This is a genomic window from Enterococcus sp. DIV0167 (assembly GCF_050541555.1).
Classification (GTDB): domain Bacteria; phylum Bacillota; class Bacilli; order Lactobacillales; family Enterococcaceae; genus Enterococcus; species Enterococcus faecalis.
In genome coordinates this window covers 2,700,001-2,715,265 of record NZ_CP172933.1, presented here as the reverse complement: position 1 = coordinate 2,715,265, position 15,265 = coordinate 2,700,001, and the positions used below count along the sequence as shown (strand labels likewise).

The 15,265-nt window shown below is 40.2% G+C and carries 12 protein-coding genes, 1 rRNA gene and 1 other annotated feature (1 of these 14 cut by a window edge); of the genes, 10 read left to right on the top strand and 3 right to left on the bottom strand.

The window, feature by feature from the left end; all coding sequences use genetic code 11:
• The first annotated feature begins 119 nt into the window (after window positions 1–119).
• From IGM09_RS13025 to guaB, 9 genes are all read left to right on the top strand, one after another.
• Window positions 120–1,106, top strand: a complete 987-nt coding sequence (locus IGM09_RS13025; RefSeq protein ID WP_033625229.1) for a DUF3114 domain-containing protein — start codon at window positions 120–122, stop codon at window positions 1,104–1,106.
• Between the two features lie 247 nt (window positions 1,107–1,353).
• Window positions 1,354–2,070, top strand: coding sequence for a 16S rRNA (guanine(527)-N(7))-methyltransferase RsmG (gene rsmG / locus IGM09_RS13020; protein WP_010707903.1), 717 nt, complete (start codon window positions 1,354–1,356; stop codon window positions 2,068–2,070).
• Between the two features lie 15 nt (window positions 2,071–2,085).
• Window positions 2,086–2,847: a ParA family protein gene (locus tag IGM09_RS13015; protein WP_002355976.1), complete on the top strand. Its 762-nt coding sequence runs from the start codon at window positions 2,086–2,088 to the stop codon at window positions 2,845–2,847.
• On the top strand, window positions 2,840–3,730 hold the full coding sequence (locus IGM09_RS13010) for a ParB/RepB/Spo0J family partition protein (RefSeq protein WP_002355975.1): 891 nt from the start codon (window positions 2,840–2,842) through the stop codon (window positions 3,728–3,730). The genes IGM09_RS13015 and IGM09_RS13010 overlap by 8 nt, the downstream gene beginning before the upstream one ends.
• A 117-nt stretch (window positions 3,731–3,847) precedes the next feature.
• The gene (locus IGM09_RS13005) at window positions 3,848–4,033 is read left to right on the top strand and encodes a DUF951 domain-containing protein (protein WP_002355974.1); all 186 of its coding nucleotides are present in this window, start codon (window positions 3,848–3,850) and stop codon (window positions 4,031–4,033) included.
• A 56-nt stretch (window positions 4,034–4,089) separates the two neighbouring features.
• Window positions 4,090–5,205, top strand: coding sequence for a redox-regulated ATPase YchF (ychF, locus tag IGM09_RS13000; protein ID WP_002355971.1), 1,116 nt, complete (start codon window positions 4,090–4,092; stop codon window positions 5,203–5,205).
• Between the two features lie 108 nt (window positions 5,206–5,313).
• Window positions 5,314–6,003, top strand: coding sequence for a DUF1129 domain-containing protein (locus tag IGM09_RS12995; protein ID WP_002363563.1), 690 nt, complete (start codon window positions 5,314–5,316; stop codon window positions 6,001–6,003).
• A 166-nt stretch (window positions 6,004–6,169) separates the two neighbouring features.
• The gene (locus tag IGM09_RS12990) at window positions 6,170–7,852 is read left to right on the top strand and encodes a 6-pyruvoyl-tetrahydropterin synthase-related protein (protein WP_010828447.1); all 1,683 of its coding nucleotides are present in this window, start codon (window positions 6,170–6,172) and stop codon (window positions 7,850–7,852) included.
• A gap of 157 nt (window positions 7,853–8,009) precedes the next feature.
• Window positions 8,010–9,491 carry an IMP dehydrogenase gene (guaB, locus tag IGM09_RS12985; RefSeq protein ID WP_002355966.1) on the top strand — a complete coding sequence of 494 codons (1,482 nt, stop codon included), beginning with the start codon at window positions 8,010–8,012 and terminating at the stop codon, window positions 9,489–9,491.
• Between the two features lie 211 nt (window positions 9,492–9,702).
• On the opposite strand, the gene serS is transcribed toward guaB, so the two are convergent.
• The 3 genes from serS to IGM09_RS12970 form a co-directional block, all read right to left on the bottom strand.
• On the bottom strand, window positions 9,703–10,974 hold the full coding sequence (serS, locus tag IGM09_RS12980; protein ID WP_002373670.1) for a serine--tRNA ligase: 1,272 nt from the start codon (window positions 10,972–10,974) through the stop codon (window positions 9,703–9,705).
• Window positions 10,975–11,061: 87 nt separating this feature from the next.
• Window positions 11,062–11,268, bottom strand: a binding site (T-box leader).
• A gap of 40 nt (window positions 11,269–11,308) precedes the next feature.
• Complete coding sequence (locus IGM09_RS12975; protein WP_002363566.1) at window positions 11,309–12,490, bottom strand: sensor histidine kinase; 1,182 nt, start codon at window positions 12,488–12,490, stop codon at window positions 11,309–11,311.
• On the bottom strand, window positions 12,480–13,169 hold the full coding sequence (locus IGM09_RS12970; RefSeq protein WP_002355963.1) for a response regulator transcription factor: 690 nt from the start codon (window positions 13,167–13,169) through the stop codon (window positions 12,480–12,482). Before IGM09_RS12970 ends, IGM09_RS12975 begins: the two co-directional genes overlap by 11 nt.
• 668 nt (window positions 13,170–13,837) lie before the next feature.
• Between IGM09_RS12970 and IGM09_RS12965 the strand changes: the two genes are divergently transcribed.
• Window positions 13,838–15,265 (top strand): 16S ribosomal RNA (locus tag IGM09_RS12965) (it continues 133 nt past the right edge of the window).

The following is a 15,265-nucleotide window of genomic DNA, read 5'->3' as shown; positions in this document are numbered from 1 at the left end:
AACTCCTCCGCCCGCCCTTCCCCAAAGGGCGGGTTGTTTTTTTTCGTTAAAGCAGTTGGCATTTTGCGGGGAAAGGATTATCATTATAGAAGAAGTATATAGAAAAAGGCGGCGAGAAGATGGGACGTTGGCAAGAATTACAACAAGCAATGAGTGCTGGTGTAGAGGCGGCGATTGACGCTGGCTGGGACCGCCAAGCTGTTTATGGATTAGTGGAAAGCGCCATAAAAGACACGCGTTTCTTGCCACTTGAGCAAGCGAAAACAGCAGTCGCGGAACTGTTTTCTGAAGTGGAAGAAGTGGGCTCTTCAGCGTATGAGCGATTATTTCGCTTTTCGGTTTATCGTCCGCAAGAAAAGCTCTCGTTACTGTTATGGCAATTAGGTGCAGTGTTGGATCAGCATGGCATGTTGCAATTAGTAGGACCTTATCGTTTCTCGAAGATGATTGCACCGCATGCGACGTTTTGGCATTTGTTGGCAAAAACAGTTCAAAAAGCCTATCCGTTAGGTCTTCTTGGGAGCTTTAACCAAGAGAAAGCGAAAAAGATACATCAATTAAGAATGTATATTGATCGTCAAAATATCACGTATATCCGCGATTTTTTTAAACAAGAAGGGGACACCGATGAACAGGCATTAAAACGCTATGTTTTTGCGGCCAAGCCGCAAGGGATGGGCGGGCGGAAGCTGAAAAAAAGCTCTGCTCGTTTGCACAACAAATACCCTGAGGGGGCATCTTATTCTTTAATTAATAAGAAACGATTGACGCCTAATTTTCACAGTGAGTTTATTTTGAATGAAGAAGGGACCTTTGTAACCCAGTGGGATGTGTTAGTTGAAGACTGGCGAGGCAGATTAATTAGTAATCCAGCCTATTATCAAGCGGCTAAAAACAGTGAATACCAGGAAAAAGTCTTGAATGGTGAATCGTTTAATTATGCAAATCGGAATAATCGTACCCATGAATTACTAGATAGTTCACCACCAGGGAGATTTGATCATCAATTACGAAAAACAGCCAAAAAAGGTTGGTTAAGTCCCCGTATCCAAGAATACGACTACCGCAGAGAACGACAAATAAAGTGCGATGATTATAGTAAGTAAAACAAGCCAATGTTTCACATGAAACATTGGCTTGTTTTACTCTTAGAGAAAGGCGGTTCTCGTTGCCGCCAATTGAACATTTTGGCCCGTGGCTAGAGACTTTTTACTACATAAAAAGGCGGGTTTTTCTTTTATCATTCAGGCAAAAATCTTCCGAAAAGCATTGCAAGAAATTGCTATTTGCGTTAAAGTAGGAAAAGATGATTGTGAAACATTTTTCTGTTTCACAAAAAAGGAAGGAGTCTTTATGCTACCCGAAGAATTTAGACAACTATTAGCCGCAAAAGGCATTGAATTGACAGACCAACAGATGACACAATTTGACCAATATTTCCATTTATTAGTAGAATGGAATGAAAAAATGAATTTAACAGCCATTACAGAAGAAAAAGAAGTTTATTTGAAACATTTCTATGATTCTGTTTCGTTGGCATTCTTTGAAGACTTTGCCAGCGATAAAGCCATTTGTGATGTTGGCGCAGGCGCAGGATTTCCAAGTATTCCTTTGAAAATTGTTTTTCCTTCATTAAATGTCACAATTGTTGACTCTTTAAATAAACGAATTACTTTCCTAACAGAGTTGGTGAATCAACTAGGTTTGGCTAATGTTTCTTTGTATCATGATCGTGCAGAAACATTTGGTCAAAAAGCAGAATTTCGTGGCGCGTTTGATTACGTTACAGCGCGAGCAGTTGCACGATTAAATGTTTTAAGTGAACTGTGTTTACCCTTAGTTAAAAAAGAAGGCTATTTTTTAGCCTTAAAAGCATCGAAAAGTGAAGAAGAAATTAATGAAGCAAAACCTGCAATCGCTACATTAGGCGGTCAATTTCAAAAAGAAATTGGTTTTACTTTGCCGATTACGGCAGACGAACGCCACATTGTCGTGATTCAAAAGAAAAAAGAAACCCCTAAAAAATATCCCAGAAAACCTGGATTACCAAATAAACAACCGATTAAATAAGATGGAGGCACACACATGACACGAATTATTTCTGTAGCGAACCAAAAAGGCGGCGTTGGTAAAACAACGACCACTGTAAATTTAGGCGCATGTTTAGCAAACTTAGGCAAAAAAGTCTTACTGATCGACATTGATGCACAAGGAAATGCTACCAGTGGCATGGGTGTCCCTAAACCAGATGTCGCACACGATGTGTATGATGTCCTTGTAAATGAAGAACCAATCACTAGCGTGGTTCAACATACCAGCCGTGAAAATTTAGATATTGTCCCTGCAACTATTCAATTAGCAGGCGCCGAAATTGAATTAACTTCAATGATGGCTCGAGAATCGCGCTTGAAATTAGCAATTGATGAAGTAAGAGACATGTATGATTTCGTTTTAATTGATTGCCCGCCTTCTCTAGGGCATTTAACAATCAATGCTTTTACAGCAAGTGATTCGATTCTAATTCCTGTTCAATGTGAATATTACGCATTAGAAGGCTTGAGTCAATTGCTAAATACGATTCGCTTGGTTCAAAAACATTTTAACCCTGAATTGAAAATTGAAGGGGTCTTGTTAACCATGTACGATGCTCGGACCAATTTAGGCGCCGAAGTCGTGGAAGAAGTCCGTAAATATTTCCGTGAAAAAGTCTATGATACGATTATTCCAAGAAATGTCCGTTTATCCGAAGCACCAAGTCATGGTTTACCAATCATTGACTATGATATTCGCTCAAAAGGTGCCGAAGTGTATCAAGCACTAGCAAAGGAAGTGTTGGAGAATGAATAAAGGCAAAGGTTTAGGCAGAGGCATCGATGCCTTGTTTCAAGATATCGCAAAGCTAGAAGATGTCGACGTTAAGAACGAACAAGTGACAGAAATTCTATTAAACGAACTTCGTCCCAATCCTTACCAACCGCGGAAAACATTTGATGAAACCTCTTTACAAGAACTTGCAAACTCGATTCTACATTCCGGTGTGTTTCAACCGATTATTGTTCGTAAATCGGCAGTTAAAGGCTATGAAATTATTGCAGGTGAGCGTCGGTTCCGGGCTTCTAAATTAGCCGGCAAAGAAAAAATTCCCGCAATTATTCGCGAATTTGATGAAGAATCCATGATGCAAGTTGCTGTTTTGGAAAACTTACAAAGGGAAGATTTAAATCCGCTAGAAGAAGCAGAAGCCTATGAAATGCTAATGAAAAATTTGAAATTAACACAAGCGGAAGTCGCAGAACGTTTGGGAAAAAGTCGTCCGTATATTGCCAATTATTTACGGTTGCTAACCTTACCAGATGCGGTCAAAGCAATGGTTCAAAAACAAAGCATGTCAATGGGTCAAGCACGGACGTTATTAGGTTTGAAGAACAAAGAACAGCTATTGCCATTAGCTAATCGTTGTATTAAAGACAATTTAACGGTTCGACAATTAGAACAACTTGTCGCTGAATTAAACGAAACACAAGGCAAAAAGGGCAAAAAAGCGAAAAAAGCCATCAAGGAAAAACCCATTTATATTCGTGAAAGTGAAGACCGCTTAATGGATAAATTTGGGACAACCGTAGCGATTCAAGAAAAAGAAGGCAAAGGAAAAATTGAAATTGAGTACTTGTCCTCTTCGGATTTGGCTAGAATTTTAGATATTTTAGATATTCATTTTGACGAGGAATAAGAAGCAAGGTGAGAAAGTAAGATAGAAAGTCACAAATCCTTTTGCTAGTTTCGTTAAAAAATGGTATTGTAATCATGGTATTTTTATATAAGTAAGAGAAGAAAGAAGGCTTGGAACATGTATGATTTAGGCGATATTGTCGAAATGAAAAAGCCGCATGCTTGCCAAGCAAATCGTTGGCAAATCATTCGCATGGGCGCTGATATCAAAATCAAGTGCACGAATTGCGGGCATATTGTCATGATGCCGCGTCGTGATTTTACTAAAAAATTAAAAAAAGTAATCGAGAAAAAAGCAGACTAATGCTTTGATGCCTCTAATAGAAAAGAGAATAGACTGAGAGAAAGAGTGGAAAACAAATGGCACTAACAGCTGGAATTGTCGGCTTACCAAACGTTGGTAAATCGACCCTATTTAACGCAATTACAAAAGCAGGAGCAGAAGCTGCAAATTATCCCTTTGCAACGATTGATCCGAACGTCGGCATGGTTGAAGTACCAGATGCCCGTTTACAACGCTTGACAGAACTAGTAAAACCGAAAAAAACAGTTCCCACAACGTTTGAATTTACAGACATCGCTGGAATTGTTAAAGGTGCCAGCAAAGGAGAAGGGCTGGGAAATCAGTTTTTAAGTCACATTCGTCAAGTAGATGCAATCTGTCACGTGGTTCGTTGTTTTGATGACGAAAATATCATGCGTGAACAAAATCGAGATGCGGATTTCGTTGATCCTTTAGCAGACATTGATACAATTAATTTAGAGCTAATTTTAGCAGATTTAGATTCAATCAATAAGCGCTATACTCGCGTGGCTAAAATGGCGAAAGCAAAAGATAAAGAAGCGGTGGAAGAATTAGCTGTTTTAGACAAAATTAAACCAGTTTTAGAAGAAGGTTTATCTGCTCGTACGATTGAATTTACGCCAGAAGAAGAGAAAATTGTTAAATCTCTTTTCTTATTAACCACAAAGCCGGTCCTTTATGTAGCAAATGTTTCAGAAGATGAAGTGGCGGATCCAGACAACAACGAGTATGTACAACAAGTTCGTAATTTTGCAACCAGTGAAAATGCGGAAGTAATCGTGGTTAGTGCGCGAGCAGAAGAAGAAATTGCTGAATTAGATTCTGAAGAAGACAAGGCTGAATTTTTAGAAGCAATGGGCATTGAACAATCTGGCTTAGATCAATTGATTCGTGCGGCGTACGATTTGTTAGGCTTAGCTACCTACTTTACAGCTGGTGAACAAGAAGTTCGTGCGTGGACGTTCCGTAAGGGAATCAAGGCACCTCAAGCAGCTGGGATTATCCACAGTGACTTTGAACGAGGCTTCATTCGTGCGGAAACAGTTTCTTATGAAGACCTAGATAAATATGGCAATATGCAAGCTGCCAAAGAAGCGGGCCGTGTTCGTTTAGAAGGAAAAGACTACGTCGTTCAAGATGGCGATGTTATGTTGTTCCGTTTTAACGTTTAAAAAAATGTGTCCAACAAGCAATTTGTTTTGGGGTAAGCCCACATATTTAAGGCCATTCAGCCGTTTAGAAAGAGGTTCCCTCTACATGAGGGTGAGGAGGATACAACTATGGAAGCAGAAGCATTACGAGCAATCGTGGCTGAGAATCGTCAATTAGAACAGAATTTGACTAAAAGAAATGAACAATACATTTTTGACTTAAAAAAATCATTAAAAGCGGCTAATTTATCTGAAGAAGAACTAGCATTGGCTCTACACGGTATTTTACCAGAATTAGTAGCCGGTCAAAAAACAGGCAAAACAGCCCGTCAGTTATTTGGCACTGTTTCAGAACGGACGGAAGCGATTTTAAATAAACCAGCAGAAGTCAAAGAACCAGCGGGCTGGATGATTTGGCTCGACAATACCTTACTATTACTTGGTTTATTAACAATCATGTTAGCGGCGATGTCTCTATTTTCAAAAGGAACCGCACAGCCTCTCGGATTAACCACATATATCTTAGGTGCGATGGCTGGGGGTTATGTTTTCTATCTAATGCACAAATATGTTTACCGTTTTGATCGTCAAGGTGGCGACAAAAGCAAACGTCCTGGTTGGTTAAAAACGACCGCCATTCTATTTGGTGGGATGTTCTTGTGGATTGCAGTTTTCGCCGGTTCAGCGATGCTGCCACCAGTGATCAATCCCATCTTAGATCCGATGATTGCTTTAGTAATCGGTGCGTTAGCCTTTGTAGCACGCTATTTCTTCAAGAAAAAATACAATATTCAAGGTAGTTTCATGACACGTCAATAAACGGCGCGCGCTCAATTGTGAATGCGCTCGGCTGACGCAGAAACTGCAACAAGCAAAGTCGCTCTCTCAATAGAGCGTTTTAACAGTTAAAGCCTGGGGGATTAGTCGAAAAAACTAGTGTCCTAGGCTTCTGTTTTCAGAAGTTTGCTAAAGAAAGGAGCCTCTTATGGGACAACAAGTGAAGTCTTGGTGCCGTCAACACGAGCGGCTACTCATTTTTATTAGTTTTCTCTTATTAAGTGGACTTTCTCTCTATTTTGTCTATTTTCAAGAGAATTTTTTACGAGCAAGTGATTTCCGCTTTCATCAAAATCGGGTGGAAGGTCTCGCATTAGCAATTAAAAACAACGACTGGTTTCCTAAAATCAATTATTTTTTCTTGGGAGGCTATGGCTATGCCTCTAGTTTGTTTTATCCAGATGCGTATCTTTATTTACCTGCGCTTTTGCGTGTTCTGGGGCTTTCCTTTGTCGCTAGTATGGCGATTTTTGTTTTTGCAGTAAACTTGGCAACATTTAGTCTTACTTATTATGCAGGCCGATTAATGGCGCTCTCTAAAAAAAGAAGCTATCTCTTTGCCATTTTGTATGGCTTATCTATTTACCGCATGCAAGACTTGTTTAATCGCCAAGCGTTAGGAGAATTTTTGGCGCTAAGTTTTTTTCCGTTGGTCTTAGCGAGCCTGTTTTTATTACGAAAGGGAACCACGAAATGTTGGCCGTTGTTAACGCTGGCGATGACTGGGATTGGGTTGGCTCACTTTATTTCTATTGAAATGGTTTCTATTTGGATTGGGTTATACATTCTGTTTTATTGGCAGCAGTTTTTTAAAAAGGAGGTCCTGTGGGCATTAGCGAAGGCTGCAGGTCTGACATTGCTTTGGCTGGCCTTTTATCTTTTACCAGTTGCTGAACAAATGAAAAATCAAGTGTTTAAAGTTACGTCCAATCCACTCACTTATATTTCCGAAAGAAGTTATCCCATTGATTCTCTTTTCTTTAATAGTTTAAAGAGCAGTGTTTTTCACGCGAAAACAGCGAATCTAGGAACCCTTTTGTTTGTAGGGCTTGTTGTAGCAGTGGTTTCGCTTGCCAGCAAAAAAATTCAGAACAAACGGTTTATTGGTTTGACGCTAGTACTCTTATTGATGGTTACTACGCTTTTTCCTTGGCACTGGCTGAACCACACGCCTTTAAATACGATTCAGTTTCCTTGGCGGTTTTTAGGGATTCTTTCTGTAATGCTCGCTTTTTTCATTGCACAAGACGAATGGGGCGTTTTCCGTAAATCTTGGACCGTGGCTTTGTTGGTTTTCCTTGCCATCAGCAATTTAGGCATTTATCAATATCAAAGTATTCAGTCACAACAAGGCCGCCTGTTAACAAAAGCTGAGTATGAGCAGCCAGCGCCTTTTTATATCGGTGCGGGCCATGAATATTTGCCAGATGAAATCAATTATCAGGAATTATTGAAACAGAAAAAACGACAACTTGATTATTCGGAAGAACAAGTAACCATTACAAACGTTAGAATGCCTTATGGGAAAATTTCATTTGACTACCAAGTGGTGAAGCAATCAGCGAAGGTGACCGTTCCTTTTATTTATTACTTAGGCTATCAAGCCACGATTCAAATGAAAAACCAAACGGGCGCTAAAAAAATGAGCCTAACCAATCAAGGAGGCTTAGCCGCTCTTTCTTTATCTGGTACAGGACATGTCGACATCCGTTACCAAAGAACAAAAGTGCAAAAAATAGGGACAATGATTACCTTGCTTTCTGTTGGTGGTTTTGGATTTAGCCGATTTTTACAACAAAAAAAGAAACACAAGATAAAAGAACAACGATGAAAGTAGGACCTTAATTAGGAAGAGTTGAATAGAGGACAAACCGATTTTGGCGTTTTGTCCTTTATTCCTCATTGATTATTTAAACAAATCTAGTTGACTTCCTTAGTATTATCTGTTATTTTCATATATAAAATTAAGTTGAGGAGTGGACAAAAAAATGTCAAATTGGGAAACAAAATTTGCGAAAAAAGGTCTTACATTTGATGATGTGCTATTAATCCCTGCAGAAAGCCATGTCTTACCAAATGATGTAGACATGAGTGTACAATTAGCTAAAAATATCAAGTTAAATATTCCATTGATGAGTGCCAGTATGGATACTGTTACAGATAGTAATATGGCAATTGCGATGGCTCGTCAAGGTGGACTAGGTGTCGTACATAAAAATATGACTGTCGCCCAACAAGCAGACGAAGTACGTAAAGTCAAACGTTCTGAAAGCGGCGTTATCATTGATCCATTCTTTCTAACACCAACAAACTTAGTAGCGGATGCAGAAGAATTAATGAGTCGTTACCGTATTAGCGGTGTGCCAATTGTAGAAACAATGGAAAACCGTAAATTAGTCGGAATTATTACAAACCGTGATATGCGTTTTGTAACGGACTACCAAATCAAAATTGAAGAAGTCATGACAAAAGATCATTTAGTCACTGCGCCAGTAGGCACATCTTTAAAAGATGCAGAAAAAATCTTACAAAAACATAAAATCGAAAAATTACCAATCGTTGATGAAGCAGGTCGCTTAAGTGGCTTAATTACAATTAAAGACATTGAAAAAGTGATTGAATTCCCAAATGCTGCCAAAGACGAACACGGTCGTTTACTTGTAGCGGCAGCAGTCGGTGTCACTAGTGATACGTTCGAACGTGCGGAAGCATTATTAGAAGCAGGTGCCGATGCGATTGTTATCGATACTGCACATGGCCATAGTGCCGGCGTTATTCGCAAAATTAAAGAAATTCGTGAAACGTTCCCTGAAGCAACATTAATTGCTGGTAATGTTGCCACTGCTGAAGCAACCAAAGCATTGTATGATGTCGGCGTTGACGTTGTCAAAGTTGGTATTGGACCTGGTTCAATTTGTACAACACGTGTCGTTGCTGGTGTTGGTGTTCCTCAATTAACAGCGATTTATGATGCTGCTTCTGTAGCTAGAGAATATGGTAAAGCAATTATCGCTGATGGCGGTATTAAATATTCTGGTGATATCGTGAAAGCCTTAGCTGCTGGTGGACATGCTGTAATGCTAGGAAGTATGTTAGCAGGTACAGATGAATCTCCAGGCGAATTTGAAATTTATCAAGGCCGTCGTTTCAAAACTTACCGTGGCATGGGCTCATTGGGTGCAATGGAAAAAGGATCAAGTGATCGTTACTTCCAAGGAAGTGTCAATGAAGCAAACAAATTAGTGCCAGAAGGAATCGAAGGACGTGTCGCCTACAAAGGAAGCGTTTCTGATATTGTCTTCCAATTAATCGGTGGCTTGAAATCAGGGATGGGTTACGTCGGTGCAGCAGACCTGAAAGCGTTGCGTGAAGAAGCACAATTTGTTCAAATGAGTGGTAACGGATTGAAAGAATCACATCCACATGACGTTCAAATCACAAAAGAAGCACCAAACTATTCTGTTCAATAAAATAAAAGCTGATTTTTTTAAAATTTAAAAGAGGCAGACGTCATTTCGACGTCTGCCTCTTTTTCTGTAGAATGAAGGAGTTGCTTCTGTTTCCGCCGTTTATCAATTTTTAAGCCTGTAACAAAAATCACTTTGGATTTTTGTTACAGGCTCCTTTTCCTATAGAATAAAAGCCGTTATCTGATATCAGACAACGACCTTCATCTTCCCTTTATTTAATAACTGTTAGGTTACCCATGTAAGGAACTAGGACTTCTGGTACAGTCACAGAGCCATCTTCGTTTTGGTAGTTTTCTAAAATAGCAGCGACTGTCCGTCCTACGGCTAAACCAGAACCGTTGAGTGTATGCGCATATTGGACTTTATCATTTTCATCACGGTAACGAATCATCGCACGGCGCGCTTGGAAATCTTCACAGTTTGAGCATGAACTGATTTCACGGTACGTTTCTTGAGCAGGAATCCAAACTTCCAAGTCATAAGTTTTCGCAGCTGAGAAGCCCATGTCACCTGTTGAAAGAGCCATGACACGGTAAGGTAATCCCAGTTTTTGCAGAATTTCTTCGGCATTATTCGTCATTTTTTCTAATTCCTCATAAGAATGCTCTGCATCACTAAATTTAACCATTTCGACTTTATTAAATTGGTGTAAACGAATTAACCCACGTGTGTCACGACCAGCGCTACCAGCTTCAGAACGGAAAGAAGGGCTCAAGGCCGTAAAGTAAATCGGTAAATCCTTGCCATCTAAAATTTCATTGTTGTAGTAATTGGTTAAAGGGACTTCCGCAGTTGGAATTAACGTTAAATCCGTATCTTGTAATTGGAAGACATCTTCTTTAAACTTAGGAAATTGGCCAGTTCCGAACATGGCGGTGTCATTAACGATATAAGGCGTAATCATTTCTGTATAGCCATGTTCATAAACATGTAAATCTAACATGAAGTTGTATAACGCACGTTCTAAGCGAGCACCTAAGCCTTTGTAATAAACAAAACGGCTACCAGCTACTTTGGCACCACGTTCAAAATCTAGAATGCCTAAGTTTTCAGCGACTTCCCAGTGTGGTTTTGGTTCAAAAGCAAAAGTTCTTGGTTCACTCCAACGACGTACTTCTACATTTTCTTCTTCACCAGCACCAACAGGCACAGAAGCATCTGGCAAGTTCGGTAAAGTAGTTGTGATCCCACGTAGCTCTTCGTCAATAGCGTTAATTTCTGCATCTAATGCTTTAATATTGCCGCCGACTTCTTTCATTTCCGCGATTTTGGCCGTTGCATCTTCTTTGTTTCGTTTTAATTGAGCAATTTCAGCAGACACATCATTCCGGTATTTTTTCATTTCTTCGACTTTGACTAATAAATCACGGCGACTTTCATCTAAACGCAGAAATTCCACTAAGATTTCTTCTTTCACGCCACGGGTTTGTAGCTTTGCTTTTACTTCGTCAAAATTTTGACGCATCATTTTTACATCTAACATATTTTTTCCTCCTTAAAATTAGTACATAATCAATAATAACTGTTGTAGAAAACAACAAAAAAGCCATCTCACCCCAAAAATAAATATTCTTGGGACGAAATGACTGGAAATCTCGCGGTACCACCCAAGTTCAGTAATGTTACTGCCCTTGATTTGCAGATAACGGCTGCAGACCGTTCCAACTTATTTCGCTGGACACCTGGAAGAGACGGACTTCTTTATAGATGAATGTTTGCTCGCACCCCCGCAAACTCTCTGGAATTCAGTGCCATAAATACTTTTTCTCTTAGTTTTCTCTTTTCTATAGAATACCGAAAAAGTTCAGGGATGTCAATTAACTCTCTGATTTCTTGTTGGTACGCTGTAAGGGTAGATGAATAATAAAGGAAGTCCACTTTTGATCAGACTTCGCATAAATATATCCACCATGTAAAGCAACAATACTTTGTGCAATAGCCAGACCTAAACCAGTACCCCCCGTTTCTTGTGATCGGGATTCTTCGACACGATAGAAGCGGTCAAATAACTGATCTAAAGAATGTTTAGGGATAGCTGGTCCATCATTGCGAACAGCGATAATTGCTTCGGTGCCGACTTTGTCTACTTCCATCACAATATGATGGCCGCCTTTGCCATATTTCAAAGCGTTTGAAAGAAGGTTGTTAAAGACTCGGACTAGTTTTTCTGTATCGCCTTCCATCATTAAAGAAGCTGGATTGGCTTTTACTTGGATTTGCATATTAATCTTTTTCGCTTCCAATTCAAAATCGGCAGCAAGCTGTTCAATTAATTGTGCCATATCAAAAGTCGTCGTATGAATCGGTACACTTGGTTGACGGACTTTTGTATATTCAAAAAGATCATCAACTAATAATTTCATTTGTTTCGCTTTGACGTAAGCGGTATGCGTATATTTCAGTAAATCTTCTTGGCTATGAAATTGACGATCTTCAATCAATCCCAGATAACCAATAATAGAAGTTAACGGTGTCCGAATATCATGACTGACATTCGTAATTAATTCATCTTTTGATTTTTCAATTCGCCGTTCATCTTCAATGGCTGCGACAGTACTATCCACCAGACCGTTAATACTCGTCACGACTTTTGCTAAATCACCACTTAATTCAAACGGAATGCGGTGATTGTAATTACCATCAGCGATGTAATGTAACTCACTGATAATATGACGCAATTGCATTTGATGGTAGCGACGAATTAAGCGCCAATAGAGAACAGCTGCATCTACTAAAAAGAAAATGGGTAAGACAAATTTATTCCAGCTCCAAAACAAATCAGTATTTAATTCTTTAGCGACCGCATCCTTAGTGGCCCAGATGACACCAGCTAAGGGCGAGTTTTCACTAAGTAGTTGTCCTAAAAGGAACATAATTGAGACATTTAATAGTAGTAATAAAACAATTGTCACAATTGCTTCTGCTAATAACTCGCTGATTTCTTTAGAAGTTAAGGTAATTCGTTTTTGTTTTTCAATCTTTTTAGGTTTAACGAGCATCGATCTTATATCCAACTCCCCACACTGTTTGAATGACTTTTTCTCCACCAGTTGCTTCTTCAATCTTATCTCTTAAATGACTGACGTGAACCATCACGGTTTTAGCAGAAACAATACTTTCTTGTTGCCACACACGCTCAAAAATTTCATCCGCACTAAACACACGATTTGGATGACTAGCTAATAGATAGAGGATACCAAACTCAAGAGCGGTTAATTGAATTTCTTTTCCTTCTATTGTTTTGACTTCGTGAGAGTCCTTATTAATCATTAATGGGCCGACTTCTAATTCATCGGGTTCTTCTTTGGTTAATTGCATTTGGCTTCTACGTAAAATAGACTTCACCCGAGCCATTACTTCTAAAGGATTAAAAGGCTTGGTGACATAATCGTCTGCACCAGCAACTAAGCCTTTGATTTTATCCATATCGGTTGTTTTTGCTGTTAACATAATAATTGGAATTTGCGATTCTTTTCGAAGTTCTTTCACTACTTCCATTCCATCCATGATTGGCATCATAATGTCCAAGATTAATAAATCGATATCTGGTGTTGTGTGCAATTTGGATAATGCTTCTTTTCCATCATAAGCTTTCACGACTTCGTATCCTTCATTATGAATATAAATACTCAATAGTTCTACAATTTCTTTATCATCATCTGCAACTAAAATTTTCATAAGCGTTCATTTCCTCCATATATAAAAAAATCTCTTTTCCATATTTTAACAAATAATTGCTAAAAAGGACAAAATCCTTGATATATTACGATAAATTTAGAAGATTTTGCTAAAAGTTAATAAACTATAGCCAAAAAAGGATGAAAGGGGGTAAAAAGCGAACGAAAATACCTATACCAATCATAATAATCGGTATTGAAAAAAAGTTTAAAAAAAGTGAAAATAATGATTGACCAATGCTTGAAATCTTGGTATATTATTACATGTCGCAAGGCGAGTCACACAGCTGAGCGATTCAGAAATCAATAATTAAATAACAATTCTTGATTTCAAATCTCTCGAAAAAAGTTTGAAAAAACAACAAAAAAGTTGTTGACAAATAACAAGCGAGATGATAAGATATAGAAGTTGTCACAACAGACAACAACAACCGAGCAAAACAACTTAAAAAAACTTTTTTAAAAAAAGTTCTTGACATTCAAACGAAAGTTTGTTATGATATAAAAGTTGCTGCGAGGTAACGTAGACCTTTGAAAACTGAACAAAGAATAGACGAACCAAATGTGTAGGGCGTCTTGATTCAATTCAAGACAACAAACATTTTTAACAAGCAAGCAATATGCTAGCAAACAAATTGAGCTTAACAATCGCAAGATTGTTCTAACTTTTATTATGAGAGTTTGATCCTGGCTCAGGACGAACGCTGGCGGCGTGCCTAATACATGCAAGTCGAACGCTTCTTTCCTCCCGAGTGCTTGCACTCAATTGGAAAGAGGAGTGGCGGACGGGTGAGTAACACGTGGGTAACCTACCCATCAGAGGGGGATAACACTTGGAAACAGGTGCTAATACCGCATAACAGTTTATGCCGCATGGCATAAGAGTGAAAGGCGCTTTCGGGTGTCGCTGATGGATGGACCCGCGGTGCATTAGCTAGTTGGTGAGGTAACGGCTCACCAAGGCCACGATGCATAGCCGACCTGAGAGGGTGATCGGCCACACTGGGACTGAGACACGGCCCAGACTCCTACGGGAGGCAGCAGTAGGGAATCTTCGGCAATGGACGAAAGTCTGACCGAGCAACGCCGCGTGAGTGAAGAAGGTTTTCGGATCGTAAAACTCTGTTGTTAGAGAAGAACAAGGACGTTAGTAACTGAACGTCCCCTGACGGTATCTAACCAGAAAGCCACGGCTAACTACGTGCCAGCAGCCGCGGTAATACGTAGGTGGCAAGCGTTGTCCGGATTTATTGGGCGTAAAGCGAGCGCAGGCGGTTTCTTAAGTCTGATGTGAAAGCCCCCGGCTCAACCGGGGAGGGTCATTGGAAACTGGGAGACTTGAGTGCAGAAGAGGAGAGTGGAATTCCATGTGTAGCGGTGAAATGCGTAGATATATGGAGGAACACCAGTGGCGAAGGCGGCTCTCTGGTCTGTAACTGACGCTGAGGCTCGAAAGCGTGGGGAGCAAACAGGATTAGATACCCTGGTAGTCCACGCCGTAAACGATGAGTGCTAAGTGTTGGAGGGTTTCCGCCCTTCAGTGCTGCAGCAAACGCATTAAGCACTCCGCCTGGGGAGTACGACCGCAAGGTTGAAACTCAAAGGAATTGACGGGGGCCCGCACAAGCGGTGGAGCATGTGGTTTAATTCGAAGCAACGCGAAGAACCTTACCAGGTCTTGACATCCTTTGACCACTCTAGAGATAGAGCTTTCCCTTCGGGGACAAAGTGACAGGTGGTGCATGGTTGTCGTCAGCTCGTGTCGTGAGATGTTGGGTTAAGTCCCGCAACGAGCGCAACCCTTATTGTTAGTTGCCATCATTTAGTTGGGCACTCTAGCGAGACTGCCGGTGACAAACCGGAGGAAGGTGGGGATGACGTCAAATCATCATGCCCCTTATGACCTGGGCTACACACGTGCTACAATGGGAAGTACAACGAGTCGCTAGACCGCGAGGTCATGCAAATCTCTTAAAGCTTCTCTCAGTTCGGATTGCAGGCTGCAACTCGCCTGCATGAAGCCGGAATCGCTAGTAATCGCGGATCAGCACGCCGCGGTGAATACGTTCCCGGGCCTTGTACACACCGCCCGTCACA